Raw genomic sequence first — 19,910 nt, 5'->3', positions numbered from 1 at the left:
ATACGGGCCGACGCCGCGCCCGTAGTCTCGATGCGACTTTCGACATGTCGCATGGAGACACCTGATGAGCATGCTGGTTTCGATGGCCGCGTTCGCGCTCGCCTCGTCGATCACCCCCGGTCCCGTCAACATCGTCGCGCTCAGCGCGGGCGCCCGCCACGGCCTCGGCGCGAGCCTGCGCTACGCGGCGGGCGCGACGCTCGGCTTCGTCGCGCTGTTCCTGCTGATCGGCCTGGGCCTGCACGCGGCGCTCGCGCACTGGCCCGTGCTGACGACGGCCACGCAGTGGTCGGGGATCGCGTTCCTGCTGTATATGGCGCTGCGGCTCGCGCTCGACGACGGCCGGCTGTCGGCCGATCCCGACGTGGCCGGCCCGTCGGCGGCGTCCGGCGCGGCGATGCAGTGGCTCAATCCGAAGGCGTGGCTTGCGTGCGTGGCCGCGATGGGCGCGTATGCGGCCGATGGCGATCGCGCGCAGGTCTGGCAGTTCGCCGCGCTGTATCTGGTGATCTGCTTCGCGTCGATCGCATGCTGGGGCTATGCGGGCGCGTCGCTGCGACACCGGCTCGCGAACGCGCGGCGCATGCGCGTGTTCAACCGGCTGATGGCGCTGCTGCTCGCGGGCAGCGCGCTGTTTCTGCTCGACGTGTAGCCGTCGTGCCCATGGCGTTCAGCGCATCGCGCTGCGGTACTGGCCGGGCGTCGCGGCCGCGATCCGCCGGAACGCGCGCTGGAAGTGTGCCTGGTCCGCAAAGCCGGCGTCGAGCGCGACTTCGGCGATCGGCCTGCCACGCCGCAATTCGGTGCGGCCGTACTGCACGCGCCGATCGATCAGGAATGCATGCGGCGTCATCCCGTAACGCGCATTGAATGCGCGGATCAGGTACGACGGCGACAGGTCGGCCGCCGCGCAGATCGCATCGAGCGTGACGGCCTCGCGGCAATGGGCGGCGATGTAGTCGGCCGCGCGCGCGAGCTTCGCGTTGTCGTCGCCCGGCCGCGGGTCGGGCAGTTCGCGGTCGAGCGCGCCGTGCAACGCCGTGAAGAATTCGACCGCCGCACTCTCCTTGCCGAGCGCATCGATGCCGGGCGACACGAGCGTGCGGTAGAAGCCGCCAAATCGCGCGAACAGATCGCCGCGCTCGGTCAACTTCGGCGAAAACCCGTGAAAATCGCGGTTCGGATCGCCGCCCAACGAATGTTGCAGCCGCGCGAGCCACGGCACGTCGACATAGACCATCCGGTACGCCCATGCATCGGGGCCGTACGGATTGCATGCGTGCACCTGCTCCGGGTCGATGATCACCAGCACGCCGCGCCCGACGTGCGCGTTCGTCGCGCCGTTCACGTACGTGCTCGTGCCGCCGACGATCGCGCCCACCGAAAACGTGTCGTGCGTGTGCTTCGCGTAGCAGATCGCGCGCCCGTCGTCGACGGTGCGCGCCTCGATGAACGGCAGCGCGGTATCGCGCCAGAACGGCGACGGTACGGCGGATCGGTTGGCGGTACGGCTCACGCGGCGGGCTCCGGTTCGAACGAGGAACGCTCACCGTACAAGACTGTGTAGCGCCGCGCAACCGGATCGCGCTGCTTCGCCGCTACGCAGAACGGTGGTGCCCACGGACATGATCGTGGGCACCACCCTGCGCCGCCGACTTCCCGCACGAGGTGCGGAGGATGGCGCGCTTACGCTGAAACAGCGCCCGCCCTGCACCTCTGCTTGCACACGCGTTTCCGCGTGCTCGGGCGCTGAAGCCGACAGCAGCGGGTCAGGCCGGAACGATGATCTTCGGGTCCCACCAGTAGTAGCCGAACAGTTCCTGGTTCTGCCCGCCGACGAGCTTGTAAAGCGCGAAGCAAACGCCGAAATATTCCGTCCCGCTTCGCCGGACCGACGAGTCGAAGGTCGCGAACGTGAGTTGCTTCTTCAGCGGCGGGAGGCCGTTGCGGGTCCCCGAATCCGGGTTGGGTTCCACCGCGCCATTGCGGACGACCGTGTTGCAGACGAACGGGTTGAATACCTCGTCGCCTTGATAGCGGGGATGTTGTAGATGATCACGGCATCGTCGGAGTTGTCGTAGATCGACACGCCGGTGAACTGGACGCGGTCACCCGGGTATGCGGTGATTTCCAGGTCGGCCGTGCCCTGCCCCTTGACGCCACGCGCACCGGTGCAGATCAGGAACTGGCCATTGTGGGCGATGCCGGTCGGCGCGGCCTGATTCTGGCTCGGGTTCGGATACGTCTTCTTGACCCATTCCGTATCGATCACCGCGATGATGTTGATGTCCTGCGCGCTTGATGCAAGCGTGATTTCGGAAGCCATGGTTAATCTCCATTCACTAAGCGTTATGAATTTGAGTCCGACGACACGTCATTAGCGCGTCAAGGACAATATCAATTCATTCGCTCACCAAAATCAATTACAACCGATTACGCGGTGACGAGCACTTGACCTCGCATACAACAACCTGTAATTCAGACCCGGAAAATCCATAAAAATCAATTACAGTCGATTACACGCCCCCTCCCGACCTGAAAAATCAATTCTCACCAAAATAAATCCCCCATCAAACCTGACAGGTACTAAAACGAATATAAATAGCTAATACTGACGAAGCGCATCGCCGATGCGCCACGCGCACCGAACGGGCAATTAGTCTGTCATGGAGGCACTTAAATGAAAGTCGACCTTAATAGCATCGATCTGGAACAAACCGCTCAATTCATTCATATCCTTGCGGTTATCGACGCGCATTATTTAAAGACAACCTGTCCCAATCCGAGCCAGAACGCGAACCGCCCGACGGCGATCAGCAGCAACGCCGTGTTCATGCTCAACAGCCGCTTGCCCGGCGTGAGCAGCTCGGAAGGCACCGGTAGCCTGGGCTTGAAATTGCAGGTTGGCGACAAGGTATCGCTGATGAGCACATCGCTGTCCGACAATTCGGACGACTCTGCGTTGATTTACAACGTCCGGCACTACTCGGGCGCGGAGGTCTTCAGTCAATTCGCCGCGCATACCATCGAACAGGCTGCCGCACCCAGTGCGGCCGAGACGCCCGACCTCATCGCACTCTCGGCGCAATCCCAAGTCTTTCAACGGTTCGACGCCGTAGCAAAATCCTTCGGAGTCGAGAACCTCGGGACGAGTTTTGCGCTTTATACGCGGAGCCAAAACAGGAAATCCTTGTTCGGCTACTTCTTCTGGGTCTGGCAAGCGTCCGCGGCTTGAGGCGAGCGCCCCAACCACTCGCTCCGAAGCCGCACGGGAGCGATTCAAGCCGACAGGTTTTACGCGGCGCCCCACAGGGTGCCGCACCTTTTCCGCGATAAACCAAAATGGAGCACCCGTATGACAGCCGATCCTGGAAGCCTCACTCGCGACACGACCTCGCAGCAAATCGACATCCTCGCCGTCATCGACACGGAATATATCAAGCTGAGGTACCCGCATCCGAGCAAGCAGCCCGAGTTACCGATCGCCGTCGATCATCGCGCCGTGCGCCTGCTTTACACCGGCGCGCGCGGCGCGTCGATCGGAAATGGCCCGGCGGACCCCGTTCTGACGCTGTATCCCGGCGACACGGTTTCGCTCAGGGCAGTCTCTCTCTATGAAAACGCGGAAGACGCGGTGCTGATTTATCAGGTTTCGCACCTGTTCGGCCAGCAAGTTTTCAATCCGTTTTCGCAGGACTTCCTCGACGTGAATGCCGTGCAACTGAACCCCGAAACGCGCGACGGCCTGCCACCGCTGACGCAGCCGCACACGTTCGTCAGCATCGGCGCCAAGGCGAGAGAGAGCGGGATCGAAACGCTCGGCGCCTGCTTCGGGCTCTATACGCTGGAACGAAGTACCCAGGAGTTGTTGGGATACTACTGGTGGGACTGGTTCGTCACGTGTTCGTGATCTTCGCGTTTCATCGTTGACGGTTCGCCCGTTCTGCGAGCGTGGGTCGCGAGACGGCCAGCGGCATGCACGATATCCGCCAGGATCGGCCGAAGCACCGATCCTGGCGGGCCGGATATCGACGGGTTGCCGTCGCAGCCGGCGAATAGTCATCGGTTCGGTATCCCGCGGGTGAAGCACGCGCGGGATACCAATTTCGCGCCCGGATGCCCCGAACCGACAGGAATCTCGCGCGTCCGCCATACCCGGCAGCACTTCACTTCGCCTCCCGGTATTTCCGCGTGACCGCCGCCGACGCGCGCGCGACATGGCCTATTGAGCGGAATTTGCCTAAGCTTTGAATTCCGTCCGCCGCGGCACGCGCGGCGGCCCTCGTTCACTCTTCCCCGTCACGCTCATGCAGATCGATCTGAAAGGCAAGACCGCGGTCGTCACCGCTTCCACCGCGGGCATCGGGCTCGCGATCGCCGAAGGGCTCGCGCGCGCCGGTGCGCACGTCGTCGTCAACGGCCGCAGCGACCCGTCGGTGCAATCCGCGCTCGAGAAACTGCGCGATACCGTGCCCGGCGCAAGCTTCGACGGCGTCGCCGCCGACCTGTCCGACGCGGCCGGCGTCGCGCGCGTCACGCAGCACACGCCGAATGCCGACATTCTCGTCAACAACGCGGGCATCTACGGCCTGAAGGCGTTCTTCGACATCGACGACGCCGAATGGGAACATTATTTCCAGATCAACGTGATGTCCGGCGTGCGGCTCGCACGGCATTACCTGAAAGGGATGATCGAACGCAATGCAGGGCGCATCGTGTTCATTTCGTCGGAATCGGGTCTGAACATCCCCGTCGACATGATTCATTACGGGTTCACGAAAACCGCGCAGTTGTCGATCGCGCGCGGCCTCGCGAAGCTCGCGGCCGGCACCCGCGTGACCGTCAATTCGGTGTTGCCGGGGCCGACGATGTCGGAAGGCGTGCGCGAAATGCTGAAGGCGCAGGCCGACGAAACGGGCCGCAGCATCGACGACATTGCAGTGGAATTCGTGCGCAGCGAGCGCGCGAGCTCGATCATCCAGCGGCCGGCGACGACGGAAGAAGTCGCGAACCTGGTCGTGTACGTGTGCTCGCCGCAGGCATCGGCCACGACCGGCGCGGCGTTGCGCGTCGACGGCGGTGTGGTCGACACGATAGCGTGACGGCAGTATGACGCGCTCGCGCGGCGCGTGGCCCCCGCCCTATCGCGACGCGCTCTTGCCCTGCTGGAGCGTGCCCTTGCGGTCGGCGTCCATGCACGAATCGAAGCCGTGCTGCGTGACGACGCCGGCCTTGTCGAACACGACGAAGAAAGCACGATGATCGTTGCCGTGCTCGATGAAGTAGTTGTAGCAGACGCCGCTGCCGTTGCGGACCATCCAGACGCTGCGCGGGTTGCCGGCGGCGCGGACGACGTCGGCGCGCGTCGCGCCGTGCCGCGACGCGGCCCGTGCAAGCGGCGTGCGCGAATACGAGAACGGCAGCCACGAGTCGAACCACGCACAGCCGTGCAACATCAGGCAGCTGGCGGCCAGGGACAGCGTCGCTGCGGGACGGGCCATCGGAATCAATCGCATGCTCGGGAAATCTGCTGCGCCTACCGGCGTGATCGAAAGCCCCATGCTACTCGACCTTTGGGTCCGGATCGAAAAGAAATGTAGAGATCTTCATCCGAATCCCTGCGTTTGCGCGCCTTCGCGCCAGCCGAATCGTCAGCGATCGTTGCAGCCGGCCTTCGCGTGCGCGGCCCTGCGCGCCATTGCACCGCGACGTCGAACCGGTGCAGCGGCATGCGCGCTCAAGCGATCCATTCGGCCCACAGCATCGTGAGCACCGTCATCAGCGCCGGGCCGACGAACAGCCCGATCAGGCCGAACGTCTCGGCGCCGCCGAGGATGCCGAACAGCACGAGCAGGAACGGCAGCCGTGTCGAACCGCCGATCAGCACCGGCCGCACGAAATGCTCGGCGACGAACACGACGATGAACCCGAGCGCCGCGACCACGACGGCCCACATGGTCGCCCCCTGCACGAACAGCCAGAGCGCCGCGCCGCAGAACACGACCGGCGCGCAGAACGGCAGCATCGCGGCGACCGCCGTGACGAGGCCGAGCAGCGCCGCATGTGGAACGCCCGCGAGCGCGTAGGCGACGCCGAGCAGCGCGCCCTCGCCGAGCCCGACGACGACGAGCCCCGTCACCGTGCCGTACACGGCCGCGACCATCCGCTCGATCAGTTCCGCGCCGTTGCGCCCGAACGCGCGCCGCGCGCCCTGCAGCAACGCACCCGACAGCTTGTGGCCGGCACGCAGGATCACGAACAGTGTGACGAGCATGAAACCGAATTCGAGCAGCACGTGCGCGAGCTTCGTGCCGAATTGCCGGCCGAACGCAATGAATTTCTCGCCGTTGACGCCGTGCATCGCGGTGGCCGCATGCAGCGGATGGCCGAGATTGGCCTGCCACCATTCGGTGATCTGCGCCGCGCCGTACGGCAACCGGCTGACCACGTCCGGCAGCGGAATGCCGTTGTCCTGGATCGTGTGCAGCCATTCGCGCAGGTCGTGCGCCTGCGCGAACGCCTGGGTCGTCGCGACCGCCACCGGAAGCACGACGAGCAGCGAAATCGACGTCGTGATGACGGTCGCGATCAGCGTCGGCCGATTGCGGAACAGCCGGTGCGATTCGAAGCGTTTCAGCAGCGGCCACATCGCGATGGCGATCACGCAGGCCCAGGCGATGGCGGGAATGAAGTCGCGGATCACCCACAGCGCGAGCAACAGCAGCGCCGCATACAACGCGACGCGGGCGATCTGCTGGACGCGCGGCCGCGCGGCGGAATCGTGAGACGACGGGACATGTGCGCCCATGGCACCTCTGTCGAAATGAAAAAAGGCGGTTCGCCCAGGCAAGAGGCCTGGACGAACCGCCATTCTATCCATCGGCGCCGGATCGGCGGCACGCGGGATGCGCGCACCGCCGCGGCGCTGCATCGACACGCCCCGCTTACGCCACCTTGTCGGCGACCCGGTAGCGCTCGAGCCAGTGCGCGTACGGCGCGGGCAGCGTCCAGGACGGACGCTCGACGCCGAGCTGTCTGGCCGCGTAATACGGCCAGTGCGGATCGGCCAGGTGCGCGCGGCCGACCATCACGAGATCGAGCTGCGCTTGCTCGACCACGCGATTCGCCAGTTGCGGCGTGTCGATTCCCCACGCGGACGATACCGGCAGCCCGGCCTCGCGGCGCACGCGCTCGGCGATCGGCGCGAGGAATGCCGGGCCCCACGGAATCTGCGCGGTCGGCGTCGAGAAGCCGACCGATACGCTCAGCATGTCGAGCCCTTCCCGCTTCATCCGCTGCGTGAGCGCGATCGACTCGGCGAGCGTCTCTTCGTCGCGGCCATCGTATTCGATCACGCCGAGGCGCGCGGTCAGCGGCAGATGTTCGGGCCAGACCTTGCGGACGGCCGCGAGCGTGTCGACGAGGAAGCGGCCGCGGTTGTCGGCCGAACCGCCGTACTCGTCGGTGCGCTGGTTCGAATGCACCGAGAAGAAGCTCTGGCCGAGATAGCCGTGCGCGAAGTGCAGCTCCAGCCATTCGAAGCCGAGGTCGCGCGCACGCTGCGCCGATGCGACGAAGTCGGCCTGCACGCGGGCGATGTCGTCGTGCGTCATTTCACGCGGCACCTTCGGCAGGTGCGCGCCGAACGGCACGGCCGACGGCGCGATGGTCTGCCAGCCGCGCGGATCGCCGTCGGCGATATGGTCGTCGCCTTCCCACGGGCGATTCGCGCTCGCCTTGCGGCCCGCGTGCGCGAGCTGGATGCCGGGCACCGCGCCGGCCGCCTTGATCGCCGCGACCGACGGCGCGAACGCCTCGGCCTGCGCGTCGTTCCACAACCCGGCGCAGCCCGGCGTGATGCGGCCTTCCGGCGACACGGCCGTCGCCTCGGCGATCACGAGGCCCGCGCCGCCGCGTGCGATGCCGGCCAGATGCACGTGATGCCAGTCGTTGACGACGCCGTCTTCGGCGACGTACTGGCACATCGGCGGCACCGCGATGCGGTTGCGCAGCGTGACATCCTTGAGTTTGAACGGTTCGAACAGGGCAGACATCCACGACTCCTTTGCTTGGTTCTGCAAAACGGCTGGAAATGCGTCATGCGGTGCGCACGACGCAACGATGCAGGCCATCGGCGGGCCGGCTGCGCCCGGCGACGGCAAGGACGCGGCGCCGGCCCGGCCGGCGCCATGCTTTCAGCGGTGGCCGAGCTTCGCGAGCAGCGCCTCGGCCGCGGGCGCCGACGACGCGGGGTTCTGCCCGGTGATCAGCAGCCCGTCGGTGACGACATGCGGCGCCCAGTCTGCGCTGCGCTCGAATTCCGCGCCGTTGGTCTTCAGCATGTCCTCGACGAGGAACGGCACGACTTCGGTCAGCTCGACGGCCGCCTCCTCGCTGTTGGTGAACCCCGTCGCGCGCTTGCCGCGCACGACCGATTCGCCGGTCTGCGGGTTCTTCACGTGGCGCAGCACACCCGGCGCATGGCAGACCGCCGCGACCGGCTTGCCGGCCGCGAGCGCGCGCTCGATCAGGCCAATCGAATGCAGATCCTCGGCGAGATCCCACAGCGGGCCATGGCCGCCCGGGTAGAACACCGCGTCGTAGTCGTCCGCCGGCACATCGGCGAGCTTGCGCGTCGACGCGAGTTCGGCCTTGGCCGCGGCATCGGCGTCGAACCGGCGCGTCGCGTCGGTCTGGGCCGTCGGGTCGCTGCTTTTCGGATCGAGCGGCGGCTGGCCGCCCTTCGGCGACGCGAGCGTCAGTTCGATGCCCGCATCCTTGAACGTGTAGTACGGCGCGGCCAGTTCCTCGAGCCAGAAGCCGGTTTTCTTGCCGGTGTCGCCGAGCGTGTCGTGCGAGGTCAGGACAACCAGGATCTTCATGATCGGACACTCCTTCGAAAATGAACGGGGGAACGGGGCCGCACGTCGACGCGGCACGCCTGTCGGTTAGTCCACCGGCGCGCGGCAACGTGCGATTCATTCACTCGCATGCGATATATGCCTATTAGACCAGTCGTCTAGAAGCGGCCGAAATAAAACGACGACATCTCGCTGCTTGAATCTGCCTGAGGCGTCGCCGCATTCACAAGGACGGATGATAGCCTCGGATTAGACCGGTCGTCTAGAAGAACGCGTATTCGCCCCTGCCATCGTCATGGCCTTTGCGACGGGAGGCGCCGTTCGGCAACGGCCGCCGTCGCCTCGTCGCCGGTGTGCGGGCTACCCGCGCAACGGACCGTCCGTGTCGCCCGCCTCGATGGCCGGCGCTTCGAGCCGTTGATTGCACACGCCGTCGTCCAGCAGCCGCAGCATCAGTTCCGCGAGCGCACGCCCCGACGCGTGGCCGGTCGGCTGCACGACCGCCGTGACGCGATACGGGTGCGCGATATCGGGCGGCACGCCGTCATAGACGATCAGCGACAGGTCCGCCCCCAGGCGCAGCCCGCTGTCGACCAGCGCGCGAAACGCGCCGCTGCCCGCGATGTTGTTGTCGACCAGCAGCGCGGTCGGCGGCTCGGCGAGCGCGAGCAACGCCCGCACCGCCTGCTGCCCGCCGTCGTGCGTGAACGGGCTCTCGACGAGCAGCGCCGGATCGGCGTCGATACCGGCTTCGCGCAAGGCCGACAGATAACCGGCACGCCGCTGCGCAGCGAAATTCAGCGCCAGCGGCGCGCTGATCATCGCGATGCGCCGATGCCCGAAGCCGATCAGCCGGCGCACCGCGTCGCGCGCGCCCGCCTCGTTGTCGAAGTCGAACCACGCGTACGGGCCGGCGGCCTGCGTGCGACCGTACGCGACATACGGAAACGCGCTCGCTTGCAGGTACGCGATCCGCGGATCGTCGACCCGCGTGCGCGCGACGATCAACCCGTCGACGAGCTTGCCGTCGACGATCCGCCGATAGGTGTCCAGTTCCGCGTTCGGTCGCGCGGACGCGATGATGAAATCGAGATTGCGCTCGGCGAGCCGCTCGGTGATGCCCGCCACGACCTCGCCGAACCGCGGATCGCCGAGATCGCCGGCGCCGAACGGATAGATGATCCCGATCATGTCGGCCCGCCCGGTCGCGAGCCGGCGCGCGGTCGGATCGGCCACGTAGCCCATTTCCCGCGCGGCCTTCGCCACGCGCTCGCGCGTCGCCTCGCTCACGTCGTCGTAACCGTTCAACGCGCGGCTGACCGTCGTCCGCGACAGGCCGAGCGCTTCCGACAGCGCCTTCAGATTCACCTTCACCGTCACTCCTCGCATGCGTCGATCCGGCCGGCTGCCCGAAGCCCGGGACGCGCCGACCGGGTAATTATTTCCAATTGGTAACGATTACCGTCAAATAAATATCTTTTGCGTTCCAAACCGGTTTGAAATAGCATCCAAACCGGTTTGGACATCGATGCCCACTCAGCCGTTCACTTTCACCTTTCCAGGAAACAACGACGAGATGACATACTTTCCCCTTTTCCGTCCGGTCGCGGCCAAACGTTTGCTTCTCGCTGGCGGCGCACTCGCCGCCTTCGCGTCCGTCGCGCACGCGCAGTCCGGCGGCACGGGCGCGCCCGTGCCCACGCCCCATACCCAGCAAGCCTACGATCCCGAAGGCAACTTCACGATGCGCTGGACGCGGGCGGACATCCGCCAGATCGTCGCGCAGTCGCACACCGCCGGCGCCGACAAGAACTCGCTGCCGCAAGCGCTGACGATGCCGGACATCCCGCAGGATTTCCCGCTGATCAACTCGAACGTGTGGGTGTGGGACACATGGCCGCTGGCCGACCTGCGCGCGAACCAGCTCAGCTACAAGGGCTGGGAGGTGATCTTCTCGCTCACCGCCGATCCGCACGCGGGCTACACGTTCGACGACCGTCACGTCCACGCCCGCATCGGCTTCTTCTATCGCCGGGCCGGCATCCCCGCGTCGCAGCGCCCCGCGAACGGCGGCTGGACCTGGGGCGGCCACCTGTTCCCCGACGGCGCGAGCGCCCGGGTGTTCGGCACCGCGCCGATGACCAACAACGCCGAATGGTCGGGCTCCGCGCGCCTCACGAACGGCAGCAACGTCAGCCTCTACTACACCGCGACGTCGTTCAACCGCTCGGCGCCCGGCGGCGCCGACATCACGCCGCCGCAGGCGATCATCACGCGCGCCGACGGCAACATCCACGCCGACGACAAGCACGTGTGGTTCACCGGCTTCGACGATCACAAGGCGCTGCTGCAGCCGGACGGCAACTACTACCAGACCGGCCAGCAGAACACCTACTTCTCGTTCCGCGATCCGTTCGTGTTCACCGACCCCGCGCATCCGGGCAAGACCTACATGGTGTTCGAAGGCAACACCGGCGGCCCGCGCGGCGCGCGCACCTGCACCGAGGCCGATCTCGGCTACGCGCCGAACGATCCGAACCGCGAAGATCTCAACGCGGTGATGAATTCGGGCGCAGTGTATCAAAAGGCCAACGTCGGCCTGGCGGTCGCGACGAACCCGCAACTGACCGCGTGGAAGTTCCTGCCGCCGATCCTGTCGGCGAACTGCGTCGACGACCAGACCGAGCGCCCGCAGATCTACCTGAAGGACGGCAAGTACTACCTGTTCACGATCAGCCACCGCACGACGATGGCGGCCGGCGTCGACGGCCCGGATGGCGTGTACGGCTTCGTCGGCAACGGCATCCGCAGCGACTTCCTGCCGCTGAACGGCGGCAGCGGCCTCGTGCTCGGCAACCCGACCGACTTCTCCGCACCGGCCGGCGCGCCGTACTCGCAGGACCCGAACCAGAACCCGCGCGAATTCCAGTCGTATTCGCACTACGTGATGCCGGGCGGGCTCGTCGAGTCGTTCATCGATGCGATCGGCCCGCGCCGCGGCGGCACGCTCGCGCCCACGGTGAAGGTGAACATCAACGGCACGTCGACGGCGGTCGACCGCACGTATGGACGCGGCGGCCTCGGCGGCTACGGCGACATCCCGGCGAACCTGCCGGCGACGGGGGCCGGCCACAACGACGGCAACGGCCAGGGCAACTAGGCAACCCAAAATAACCATCGTCGATAAAGGCACGAGGTTCAGGAGGTGCGTATCGCGCGTGTCGCGTATGCGCCTCCTCTTTTTCTTTCGACTTTTCCTTTGACCGTTGCGCAGGCCGTCGTTGCAAACGGCCTGCGCCCTTTCCCGCTTCGCCCGACGAAGCGCCTGGTCCCGCATGAATTCGACGTCTTTCCGCTTTTTCGTCCGGCTCGTCCGGCTGCTGTTCGCCTGCCTGGCCTGCACGCAGGCCGTCGCCGCGCCGTGCCACGCGCCGCCCGACAACGGCACGCCGCAATGGCGGCCCGCCCTCCACTACACGCCGCAACGCAACTGGATGAACGATCCGAACGGGCTCGTCTACGCGAACGGCCGCTATCACCTGTTCTATCAGTACAACCCGCTCGGCAACGACTGGGGCAACATGTCGTGGGGGCACGCGACCAGCACCGACCTCGTCCACTGGCGCGAGCAGCCGGTCGCGATGCGCGCGAACGCCACCGAGGAAATCTTCTCCGGCTCGATCGTCGCCGACACCCTGAACACGTCCGGCCTCGGCACGCCGGGCCACACGCCGCTCGTCGCGCTTTATACGAGCGTCTACAAGCCCGGCTCGGGTCACGCGCCCGGCATCCAGGCGCAATCGCTCGCGTACAGCCTCGATCAGGGCACGACCTGGCAGCCGTATGCGCACAACCCGGTGCTGACGCTCGATCCGGAATCGAAGGAATTTCGTGACCCGAAAGTGTCGTGGTATGCGGCGGGCGGCTACTGGTTGATGACGACGGTCGTTGCCGACGCGCACGTCGTGAAGCTCTATCGTTCCGACGACCTGATCCACTGGTCGTTCCTGAGCGACTTCACGCTGCCTGACGTGCCGCATGCGGGCGCGCTGTGGGAAATGCCGGATCTCGTACCGTTGCCGCTCGACGGCGATCCCCGCCGCATCAAGTGGGTGATGATCGTCAACGTGAATCCGTGGTCGATCGCCGGCGGTTCCGGCGCGATGTACTTCGTCGGCAACTTCGACGGCCGCACGTTCGTGCCCGACCGCGTCGCGCCCGCCGGTTCGGACCCCGCGCAATTCCGCTGGGTCGATCACGGCGCCGATTTTTACGCGGCCGGCACGTTCTCCGGCGCACCCGGCGCCCGGCCGGTCGCGATCGCATGGATGAGCAACTGGGATTACGCGGCCAAGGTGCCGACCACCCCATGGCGCGGCGCGACCACGCTGCCGCGCGAACTGTCGCTGAAGACGATCGACGGCGAGCCGACCCTCATCGTCGCGCCGGCCGCCGCCTTCGACGCATGGGCCGACGGCCGGCCCGCCGTGCATGAAGGCGACCTGACGGTCGACTCCGCTACCCGCGCGCTGTCGGCCGCGACGCGCGGCGTCGTCCAGCGCATCACGGTGACGATCTCGCCGCAGCGTGCCGCGCGCGCGGGCCTGATCGTCCGGCGCTCGGCCGACGGCTCGATCGGCACCCGGATCGTGTACGACACGGCGAAGCGCACGCTGACGCTCGACCGTGCGCAATCCGGCGAAGCGAATTTCGCCGGCACGTTCAGCCGCGAACACATCGTCGATCTGCCGCTCGAACACGGGCAACTGCGGCTCGAAATCGTCGTCGATCGCGGCTCGGTCGAAGTATTCGCGAACGGCGGCCGCGTCGCGCTGACGGACCTGATCTTTCCGCCGCTCGACGCGGATCGCGTGGCCGTGTTCGCCGAGCAAGGCCGCGCGACGTTCGCGGGGTTGACGGTGACGCAGTTGAAAACCGGCGACGACACGCGCGGCGCCTGTGCGTCACGATAGGTGCAGGTGACGGGGCCGGTCGCCCCGCATCGCCGGTTACGGGCCCCGCACGCGTCGCCCCTTTAGAGCAACCCCATCCCGCCCGACGCGATGATTTCCGCGCCGACGATGAACGCGGATTCCGGCGCGCTCAGGTGCAGCACCGTCGACGCGATTTCGTCCGGCGTGCCGAACCGGCCGATCGGCACGAGGCCCTTGATCTTGTCGGCCGTCGCGTCGAGCGTCGCCGCGTCGAGCCCGAGCTTGCCGTACAGCGGCGTCTGCACGGGCCCCGGGCTCACCACGTTCACGCGCACGCCATGCGGCAGCAGTTCCGTCGACAGCGTCTTCGCGAACGAATTGACGGCCGCCTTGCTCGCCGCGTACACCGACGAGCCGGGCATCCCGATATGCGCGTTGATCGAGCCGTTGATCACGATCGATGCGCCGCGATTCAGCAGCGGCACGAGCGACTGGATCTGGAAATACGCGCCCTTCACATTGGTGTTGAACACGAGATCCCACATCGCTTCGTCGCTGTCGGCGAACGGTGCGAGTTTCGCGACGCCCGCGTTGACGAATACGGCGTCGAGCCGCACGCCGGCGGCGGCAAGCGCGTCGGCCAGCGCGCGAGCCGACACGACGCTGCCGGCTTCGTTGCGAATCGCCAGCGCGCCTTCGCCGAGCGTTTGACGGGCGGCTTCCAGCGTTTCGGCGTCGCGCCCGGTGATGATGACTCGCGCGCCTTCGGCCGCGAACCCCTTGGCGGCCGCCAGGCCGATGCCGCTGTTGCCGCCCGTGACGAGGACCGTCTTTCCTTCGAAGCGTTGCATGATGTTCTCCTGTGAACCGGTGAGTTGACCGTGAACACAGGATGCGCGCGTCGCGCGGCCTTGCCGTGCGACGGGCACGACGGACCTGTTCGAAAACGTCGAACATGTTTGAGCGAGCGCGCTCAGCCGATCACGCTCACCCGATCACATCGATCCCGTCGAGCAGCCGCCGCGCGAGCCGCGGCTCGCGCAGTTGCTCCAGCCACCATTGCAGCGCGCGGCCGTCACGATCGCCGTGCCACGCGACGTACAGCAGATTCGGCTCGCGCGGATCGGCCGTCTGCTTCTCGACCAGTTCGCCGCGCGCGAGCAGCGACGCGACGCGCCGGCGCGGCACCCAGCCGACGCCGAGCGCATCGCGCTGCGCAAGGATCTTCGCGCGCATCGACGGCACCGCGAGCACCGCCTGCCCGCCGAGCAGGCCATACGCGCGGCCGGCTGCCCGCCGTGACGAATCGGCGACGACGACCGAGCGGTGCGCACCGATCGCGTCGCGCGTCAGCACCCCGCTCGCGGCCGCCAGCGGATGGCGCGGCGACACCGCGAACACCCACTCCATCGCGCCGAGTTCGAACCATTTGAGGCCCGGCATCGCCGGCGGCTCGTTGGTCGCGCCGACGACCAGATCCGCGCGGCCGTCGCGCAACGCTTCCCAGGTTCCACCAAGCACCTCGTGCGTGAAACGCAGCGACACGCCGGAATCGAGCGCATCGAACGCGCGGACGACCGGCAGGAGCGTATCGAACTCCAGCACCTCGTCGCTGACGATCCACAGCCGGTCCTCCCAGCCGCTCGCGACCTGCCGCACGCGCTGCGTCAGCCGGGCGACGTCGAGCGCCAGCCGCGCCGCCTCGTCGGTCAGCAATTGTCCGGCCGGCGTGAGCTGCAGCCGGTAGCCGCGCCGGTCGAACAGCAGCGCGTCGAACCGCGTTTCGAGCTGGCGCGCCGCATGCGACACCGTCGACGGCGCCTTGCCGAGCCGCGCGGCGGCACGCGACAGGCTGCCGGTGGCGCGGATCGCGTCGAGCAGCGCCAGTTCGTCTTCGGACAGCATGAGGTTGCTCCGCGGTGAGGTTTGTGGTGGATCGTAAGGCAGCAGCGCACGGCGGTCCAATCGCGCGAGGGCCGGTGCGGGTGCGAGCCCGGAACCGCCGCCGGCGCGGTCGAGTTCCGGTATGCTGATCGAGGTGAAATCACACGAATCGAGGTAACCACTGCGATGGACATCGCGATCCGCATCGAAGGCCGTCACGACCTGACGGGGCAAATCTTCCGGCAACTGCGCACCGCGATCGTCGACGGGCGTCTCGAAGGCGGTGCGCGGCTGCCGTCGACGCGCGATCTCGCGAAACAACTCGGCGTGTCGCGCAAGACGACGCTCGACGCATTCGAGCGCCTGGTGGCCGAGGGCTACCTGACTACGCGCATCGGCGACGGCACGTTCGTCGCCGACGGCCTCGCGCGCGTGCCGCACGCCGCGGTGACATCGGCGCCGTCGATCGTCGACGAGCGGCCGCGCATCGATGCGGTCGATGCGCGCGCGCTGTGGAACGACCTGCCCGACGCGCTCGCGATGCCCGCGCCGCAGGATTCGCCCGGCTTCGACTTTCGCGGCGGCGTGACCGACAAGACGCTGTTCCCGTTCGACGCATGGCGGCGCTGCCTGCATCACGCGCTGCGCCAGCAGGCGCGCGGCCCCGGCCAGTACCACGATCCGGCCGGCGATCCGCAATTGCGCGGCGCGATCGCGCGCTACGCGGGATTCAGCCGCGCGGTCGCCTGCAGCTGGGACGACGTGCTCGTCACGCAAGGCGCGCAGCAGGCGCTCGACCTGCTCGCGCGCGTCGTCGTGCGGCCGGGCGACGTCGTCGCGGTCGAGGACCCCGGCTATCCGCCCGCGCGCGCCGCGTTCGCGTCGCTCGGCGCGACGGTGATCGGCGTGCCGGTCGATGCCCAGGGACTCGTCACGGAACGGCTGCCGGACGACGCGCGGCTCGTCTACGTGACGCCGTCGCATCAGTTCCCGCTCGGCATGCCGATGACGCTCGAGCGCCGCGTCGCGCTGCTCGAATGGGCGCAGCGCCGCCGCGCGGTGATCATCGAGGACGATTACGACGGCGAATTCCGCTTCGAGGGCCGGCCGGTCGAATCGCTGAAGAGCCTCGACCGCACGGGCCTCGTCGCGTACGTCGGCACGTTCTCGAAGACGATCTTTCCCGAACTGCGGATCGGCGACGCGATTCCGCCGCGCGCGCTGCGCGGCGCGCTGGCCAAGGCGAAGCAGATCGTCGACTGGCACACCTGCACGCTGACGCAGGCGGCGCTCGCGCGCTTCATGCACGAAGGCGATTTCGCGCGGCACCTGAAACGCGTGCAGAAGCACTACGACGCGCGCCGCAAGATGCTGGTCGCGCACCTGCGCGGCGCACTCGCGCCGTGGTTCGATGCGATCGTGCCGACCGCCGGCATTCATCTCGCCGCGCACCTGAAGCCGGGGCTCGACGAAGCGGCGCTGGTCCGCGCCGCACGGGCGCAAGACATCGGCCTGTACGGGATCTCCGCGTTCCACGTGGGCGTGCCGGTGCGCCCGGGGCTGCTGTTCGGCTATGGCGGGATCGACGCGCTGCGCATCGACACGGCGCTCGCGAAGGTGGCGGGATTGCTGGATGCCGGCACGGTGGGTGGGTCGCCGCTGGTTACCTGAATTTCCATGAAATTGGCTATTCAAGCAGGCCAGTGCGACTCGTAAAGTAGGTCCTGTCGCGCCACCCCGGCGCTACCCAACCGAAAAGGACCTGCCATGCAACCGCGCCTGAACTTCTATGCCGCCAGCCCGAATGCGATCAAGGTGATGCGCAACGCCGAGGAATTCCTCGCGAAGAGCTCGATCGAGAAGCCGCTCGCCGAACTCGTCCGCCTGCGCGCGTCGCAGATCAACGGCTGCGCGTTCTGCGTCGACATGCACACGACCGACGCGCGCAAGGGCGGCGAAACCGACCGCCGTCTCGCGACCGTCGTCACGTGGCGCGAAACGCCGTTCTTCACCGAGCGCGAACGCGCGGCGCTGGAATGGACCGAGGCGCTGACGCTGGTGGCCAGCAACCACGTGCCCGACGCCGTCTGGGAAGCCGTGAAGCCGCATTTCACCGACGAGGAGCTGTTCGACCTGTCGATGCTGATCGCGACGATCAACTCGTGGAACCGCTTCGCGATCGCGTTCCGCAAGATGCCCGAGTGAGGAGCCGACGATGATCCGCTCTCCGCTCCATCGCGTCGCGCTGTACGCCGGGCTCGTGCTGGCCGCGGCGCTGCCGGCCGCCGCCCATGCGCACGACGCCGCCGACAGCGTGCACGCGATCATGCAGCAAGCCGTGCCCGAGGCGCCCGGCAAACTGGTGGTCGTCGCGACGGTCGACTATGCGCCCGGTCAGGCGTCCGAAGCGCACAAGCACCTCGGCTCGGTGTTCGCCGTCGTGTCGAAAGGCGAAGTGCTGTCGCAGGTGAACGGCGGCCCGCTGCGCCGCTATCGCGCCGGCGAAGGCTGGTACGAGCCGCCTGGCTCGCGCCATCAGGTGTCGCGCAACGCGAGCGCGACCGAGCCCGCGCAGCTCGTGGTGTTCGGGCTGACGGGCGAGCATCAGCCGCTGAAGTCGCCGATCGATCAGTGATCCGACGGATCGTGCATCGGCTCGCGACGTAAACGAAAAAACCGGCCCGAAGGCCGGTTTTCATACCGCATGCCGTGAGCGGCGCTCGCGCGCCGCGCGACATTTAGAAGCGGTGGATCATGCCGACGCCGACGCCGATCTGGTTCTGCTTCGAACCTGCGCCCACGCCGTCACCGATCGACGTGGTCGCCGAGATGATTGCGTTGCCGCGGCCGTTCAGCGTGTTGCCGCTTGCGTGCTGGTAAGCCTCAACCGCGTACAGGCCCGTGCGCTTCGACAGGCTGTAGTACTGCGACAGCGTGACCTGGTGGTACTTGGCCGAGCTCGTGATGCCGTTCGACTGCGTTGCGGCCGTGTACGAGTAGCCTGCCGCGAAGTCCCACTGAGCAGCTGCCTTCCAGTGCAGCACGGCGCCAGCCGTGTTGAAGATTGCCTTGTTCCGGAAGAACGAACCCGTGCCCGGCGTGTACTGGACGTTCGAGTACGACGCCGAAATATCCCATGCCGGCGTGAACTGGTAGCCCGCCGTCACGGCGATACGCTGCTGCGATTGCGCGGTCGCGTAGCCGTTGTTGATCGACGAGACTGCCGGCTGGTTGCCGTCGCCCGCTGCCGTCAGGCCGTTCTGGACCGTCGAGTTCGCGCCCCACACGCCGCCGCCGAGCGTCGAGTTGTTGACCTTCTGATAGCCGACCGCGATGCCTGCCGGGCCGTTCAGGTACTGGATCGCCGCGCTCCACGTCGAGCCGCGGTTCGTCGCGCCTGCGACGCCGCCGAACGAGTACGAACCGCCGACCGTGAAGCCGTAGAACTTCGGCGACATGTAGACGAGCGAGTTGTTCGCGCGGTAGCTGGTATCCAGCGAATCGATATCGCCCGGGTGCGCGCCGTAGTAACCGGTCAGCCAGGTCGTCGGGCTGTACGGCGACAGCAGCGTGTAGTACGCGGTGTACTGGCGGCCGGCCGTCAGCGTACCGTACGTGGCGTTGGTCAGGCCAACCCATGCCTGACGCGTGAAGATGCCGTTGGTCCACTGCGACGAGCCATTAGCCGTGTTGACGCCGGCTTCCAACTGGAAAATCGCCTTCGTGCCGCCGCCGAGATCTTCGCTGCCCTTCAGGCCGAAGCGGCTGCCTGCCCACACGCCGGTGGACATCTGCACCTTCGAGTGACCACCCGAGGTTGCGCCGACTGCCGACGAGTTGTTCTGCCAAGCGATACCGTTGTCGACGATACCGTACAGGGTCACGCTGCTCTGGGCGTGGGCGGCGGTAGCGGCTGCGAGACCGACTGCCGTCATGGCGAAAGCGACGCGCTTTTTCATTGATTCTCCGTCCTCAAAGAATGTTTCTTTTCTGGTGTGGTTTTATGACCGACACATGTGCGAGTACATGCCGACGCGATTCTGACGGATTACCAATTGTTTCCCAACATGTGCAGTCGGTCATCGTATGATCGACGCAACGCGCAGGTTCACCAAACGGTTACATGACAGCCCGAAAAGCTTGTGCGGCGGGCGTTTCCGGCATTTGCCGGTGAAAACCCTAGCTTTACATTTTTACGGGTGCACCACGACCGTCCAATGTCGTCAGACGC

Annotated in this window: 18 protein-coding genes and 1 pseudogene; 9 read left to right on the top strand and 10 right to left on the bottom strand. The window is 66.8% G+C overall.

The features are described 5' to 3' along the window. Nucleotides 1-64: 64 nt before the first annotated feature. On the top strand, nt 65-652 hold the full coding sequence (locus SY91_RS19820) for a LysE family translocator (RefSeq protein WP_006479128.1): 588 nt from the start codon (nt 65-67) through the stop codon (nt 650-652). An 18-nt stretch (nt 653-670) separates the two neighbouring features. Here the strand turns inward: SY91_RS19820 and SY91_RS19815 are convergent, their stop codons facing one another. Together SY91_RS19815 and SY91_RS19810 are read right to left on the bottom strand one after the other, a co-directional pair. Then, nucleotides 671-1,516, bottom strand: coding sequence for an AraC family transcriptional regulator (locus SY91_RS19815; protein ID WP_006479129.1), 846 nt, complete (start codon nt 1,514-1,516; stop codon nt 671-673). Between the two features lie 253 nt (nt 1,517-1,769). After that, nucleotides 1,770-2,326 (bottom strand): annotated as a pseudogene (locus SY91_RS19810) (inclusion body family protein). A 354-nt stretch (nt 2,327-2,680) separates the two neighbouring features. Between SY91_RS19810 and SY91_RS19805 the strand changes: the two are divergent. From SY91_RS19805 to SY91_RS19795, 3 genes are all read left to right on the top strand, one after another. Further along, nucleotides 2,681-3,235 carry an AidA/PixA family protein gene (locus tag SY91_RS19805; protein ID WP_043888498.1) on the top strand — a complete coding sequence of 185 codons (555 nt, stop codon included), beginning with the start codon at nt 2,681-2,683 and terminating at the stop codon, nt 3,233-3,235. A gap of 120 nt (nt 3,236-3,355) precedes the next feature. Beyond that, nucleotides 3,356-3,910 carry an inclusion body family protein gene (locus SY91_RS19800; RefSeq protein ID WP_023477542.1) on the top strand — a complete coding sequence of 185 codons (555 nt, stop codon included), beginning with the start codon at nt 3,356-3,358 and terminating at the stop codon, nt 3,908-3,910. Between the two features lie 397 nt (nt 3,911-4,307). Beyond that, nucleotides 4,308-5,102, top strand: a complete 795-nt coding sequence (locus SY91_RS19795) for an SDR family NAD(P)-dependent oxidoreductase (RefSeq protein WP_012338247.1) — start codon at nt 4,308-4,310, stop codon at nt 5,100-5,102. A 39-nt stretch (nt 5,103-5,141) separates the two neighbouring features. Here the strand turns inward: SY91_RS19795 and SY91_RS19790 are convergent, their stop codons facing one another. From SY91_RS19790 to SY91_RS19770, 5 genes are all read right to left on the bottom strand, one after another. After that, a complete protein-coding gene (locus SY91_RS19790) occupies nt 5,142-5,516 on the bottom strand; it encodes a hypothetical protein (protein ID WP_034174823.1) in 375 nt (124 codons plus the stop codon). A 221-nt stretch (nt 5,517-5,737) separates the two neighbouring features. After that, the gene (locus tag SY91_RS19785; RefSeq protein ID WP_006479134.1) at nt 5,738-6,808 is read right to left on the bottom strand and encodes an AI-2E family transporter; all 1,071 of its coding nucleotides are present in this window, start codon (nt 6,806-6,808) and stop codon (nt 5,738-5,740) included. Nucleotides 6,809-6,944: 136 nt separating this feature from the next. Continuing rightward, on the bottom strand, nt 6,945-8,054 hold the full coding sequence (locus SY91_RS19780; RefSeq protein WP_023477545.1) for an NADH:flavin oxidoreductase/NADH oxidase: 1,110 nt from the start codon (nt 8,052-8,054) through the stop codon (nt 6,945-6,947). A 141-nt stretch (nt 8,055-8,195) separates the two neighbouring features. Then, on the bottom strand, nt 8,196-8,882 hold the full coding sequence (locus SY91_RS19775; RefSeq protein ID WP_023477546.1) for a type 1 glutamine amidotransferase domain-containing protein: 687 nt from the start codon (nt 8,880-8,882) through the stop codon (nt 8,196-8,198). Between the two features lie 339 nt (nt 8,883-9,221). Next, entirely contained in the window at nt 9,222-10,250 is a 1,029-nt protein-coding gene (locus tag SY91_RS19770) for a substrate-binding domain-containing protein (RefSeq protein ID WP_043888499.1), read from the bottom strand. A gap of 187 nt (nt 10,251-10,437) precedes the next feature. Here SY91_RS19770 and SY91_RS19765 point away from each other — a divergent pair, with 187 nt between their 5' ends. Together SY91_RS19765 and SY91_RS19760 are read left to right on the top strand one after the other, a co-directional pair. Next, nucleotides 10,438-12,021 carry a glycoside hydrolase family 68 protein gene (locus tag SY91_RS19765; RefSeq protein ID WP_023477549.1) on the top strand — a complete coding sequence of 528 codons (1,584 nt, stop codon included), beginning with the start codon at nt 10,438-10,440 and terminating at the stop codon, nt 12,019-12,021. 175 nt (nt 12,022-12,196) lie between these two features. Beyond that, nucleotides 12,197-13,834: a glycoside hydrolase family 32 protein gene (locus SY91_RS19760; RefSeq protein ID WP_023477550.1), complete on the top strand. Its 1,638-nt coding sequence runs from the start codon at nt 12,197-12,199 to the stop codon at nt 13,832-13,834. 62 nt (nt 13,835-13,896) lie between these two features. On the opposite strand, the gene SY91_RS19755 is transcribed toward SY91_RS19760, so the two are convergent. Beyond that, nucleotides 13,897-14,646, bottom strand: a complete 750-nt coding sequence (locus SY91_RS19755) for an SDR family oxidoreductase (protein ID WP_023477551.1) — start codon at nt 14,644-14,646, stop codon at nt 13,897-13,899. A 136-nt stretch (nt 14,647-14,782) separates the two neighbouring features. Next, nucleotides 14,783-15,700, bottom strand: coding sequence for a LysR family transcriptional regulator (locus tag SY91_RS19750; RefSeq protein WP_023477552.1), 918 nt, complete (start codon nt 15,698-15,700; stop codon nt 14,783-14,785). Nucleotides 15,701-15,865: 165 nt separating this feature from the next. On the opposite strand from SY91_RS19750, the gene SY91_RS19745 reads away from it, so the two are divergent. From SY91_RS19745 to SY91_RS19735, 3 genes are all read left to right on the top strand, one after another. Next, nucleotides 15,866-17,350: a PLP-dependent aminotransferase family protein gene (locus SY91_RS19745; protein ID WP_023477553.1), complete on the top strand. Its 1,485-nt coding sequence runs from the start codon at nt 15,866-15,868 to the stop codon at nt 17,348-17,350. A 96-nt stretch (nt 17,351-17,446) separates the two neighbouring features. Beyond that, a complete protein-coding gene (locus tag SY91_RS19740) occupies nt 17,447-17,884 on the top strand; it encodes a carboxymuconolactone decarboxylase family protein (RefSeq protein ID WP_006479143.1) in 438 nt (145 codons plus the stop codon). Nucleotides 17,885-17,894: 10 nt separating this feature from the next. Continuing rightward, nucleotides 17,895-18,314, top strand: coding sequence for a cupin domain-containing protein (locus SY91_RS19735; RefSeq protein ID WP_006479144.1), 420 nt, complete (start codon nt 17,895-17,897; stop codon nt 18,312-18,314). A gap of 103 nt (nt 18,315-18,417) precedes the next feature. Here SY91_RS19735 and SY91_RS19730 read toward each other — a convergent pair whose 3' ends face one another. Continuing rightward, the gene (locus SY91_RS19730; RefSeq protein WP_011547814.1) at nt 18,418-19,638 is read right to left on the bottom strand and encodes a porin; all 1,221 of its coding nucleotides are present in this window, start codon (nt 19,636-19,638) and stop codon (nt 18,418-18,420) included. Nucleotides 19,639-19,910 lie beyond the last annotated feature (272 nt).

The sequence above is a fragment of the Burkholderia cenocepacia genome (genome assembly GCF_014211915.1).
Lineage (GTDB): Bacteria > Pseudomonadota > Gammaproteobacteria > Burkholderiales > Burkholderiaceae > Burkholderia > Burkholderia orbicola.
The sequence above is the reverse complement of the archived record's forward strand: the minus strand, read 5'-3'. Positions and strand labels throughout refer to the sequence as shown.

Bases quoted from the DNA above. Each gene is read 5' to 3' on its own strand.
- SY91_RS19820 (WP_006479128.1), top strand. From the start codon at position 65: ATGAGCATGCTGGTTTCGATGGCCGCGTTCGCGCTCGCCTCGTCGATC.
- SY91_RS19805 (WP_043888498.1), top strand. From the start codon at position 2,681: ATGAAAGTCGACCTTAATAGCATCGATCTGGAACAAACCGCTCAATTC.
- SY91_RS19800 (WP_023477542.1), top strand. From the start codon at position 3,356: ATGACAGCCGATCCTGGAAGCCTCACTCGCGACACGACCTCGCAGCAA.
- SY91_RS19795 (WP_012338247.1), top strand. From the start codon at position 4,308: ATGCAGATCGATCTGAAAGGCAAGACCGCGGTCGTCACCGCTTCCACC.
- SY91_RS19790 (WP_034174823.1), bottom strand. From the start codon at position 5,516: ATGCGATTGATTCCGATGGCCCGTCCCGCAGCGACGCTGTCCCTGGCC.
- SY91_RS19785 (WP_006479134.1), bottom strand. From the start codon at position 6,808: ATGGGCGCACATGTCCCGTCGTCTCACGATTCCGCCGCGCGGCCGCGC.
- SY91_RS19780 (WP_023477545.1), bottom strand. From the start codon at position 8,054: ATGTCTGCCCTGTTCGAACCGTTCAAACTCAAGGATGTCACGCTGCGC.
- SY91_RS19775 (WP_023477546.1), bottom strand. From the start codon at position 8,882: ATGAAGATCCTGGTTGTCCTGACCTCGCACGACACGCTCGGCGACACC.
- SY91_RS19770 (WP_043888499.1), bottom strand. From the start codon at position 10,250: ATGCGAGGAGTGACGGTGAAGGTGAATCTGAAGGCGCTGTCGGAAGCG.
- SY91_RS19765 (WP_023477549.1), top strand. From the start codon at position 10,438: ATGACATACTTTCCCCTTTTCCGTCCGGTCGCGGCCAAACGTTTGCTT.
- SY91_RS19760 (WP_023477550.1), top strand. From the start codon at position 12,197: ATGAATTCGACGTCTTTCCGCTTTTTCGTCCGGCTCGTCCGGCTGCTG.
- SY91_RS19755 (WP_023477551.1), bottom strand. From the start codon at position 14,646: ATGCAACGCTTCGAAGGAAAGACGGTCCTCGTCACGGGCGGCAACAGC.
- SY91_RS19750 (WP_023477552.1), bottom strand. From the start codon at position 15,700: ATGCTGTCCGAAGACGAACTGGCGCTGCTCGACGCGATCCGCGCCACC.
- SY91_RS19745 (WP_023477553.1), top strand. From the start codon at position 15,866: ATGGACATCGCGATCCGCATCGAAGGCCGTCACGACCTGACGGGGCAA.
- SY91_RS19740 (WP_006479143.1), top strand. From the start codon at position 17,447: ATGCAACCGCGCCTGAACTTCTATGCCGCCAGCCCGAATGCGATCAAG.
- SY91_RS19735 (WP_006479144.1), top strand. From the start codon at position 17,895: ATGATCCGCTCTCCGCTCCATCGCGTCGCGCTGTACGCCGGGCTCGTG.
- SY91_RS19730 (WP_011547814.1), bottom strand. From the start codon at position 19,638: ATGAAAAAGCGCGTCGCTTTCGCCATGACGGCAGTCGGTCTCGCAGCC.